The sequence below is a fragment of the Anaerobacillus sp. MEB173 genome, from assembly GCF_052119505.1.
Taxonomy (GTDB): Bacteria; Bacillota; Bacilli; order Bacillales; family JBJMAU01; genus JBJMAU01.
Genome location: NZ_JBJMAU010000066.1, coordinates 1 through 565 on the forward strand (window position 1 = coordinate 1; position 565 = coordinate 565).

Sequence of the window (565 nt, forward strand, 5' to 3'; positions counted from 1 at the left end):
GGCCCAATCGCATAAATTTTCAGGCAGCCTAATTTCAGTTGAATCCACAATATTTAAACGGCCAATCCCGTTTGGAATTCCACTACAATCATCTGTAAGATGCTTTATTTTTGCCACTACTTTTATAAACAATTTTTGTACCCACTCAGTTGGTAAATCATTAATACGGCGACTTAACTGTGAACCACTTATATCAGTTATTCCAATTGCTTTACGAAGTGTTGGGTAGGCTCTTAATTTTTCTTCCATATGTTCGTAAGAACTCCATTGATCTAACTGTGCAGCTACAAAAATCTTTAGTAGAGATTTTGTTGAAAGCTTTGTTTTACCATAATCTATCAGAGGACAGTCAAAATCCTCTGTTGGGAGAAGGGATAAGCATTGACAAATGAGCATTTCTCGACCTATACTTTTATTATTCAAAGTGAAAACTCCTTTGTAGAAGACTTGTTTGTTTAAGGGAACAAAACAAGGTCAACAACTTCTACAATAGGAGTTTTTTTCTTGTGTGTAAATACTTATTTTTGAAAATATGGGACTATTTTAAAGTCATGCAAGGCCAGTG

At 34.7% G+C, this 565-nt stretch carries 1 pseudogene; it reads right to left on the minus strand.

Annotated elements, in window-relative coordinates:
• A pseudogene (locus ACJ2A9_RS23785) lies at nt 1-423 on the minus strand (IS4 family transposase); the annotation flags it as partial.
• Nucleotides 424-565 lie beyond the last annotated feature (142 nt).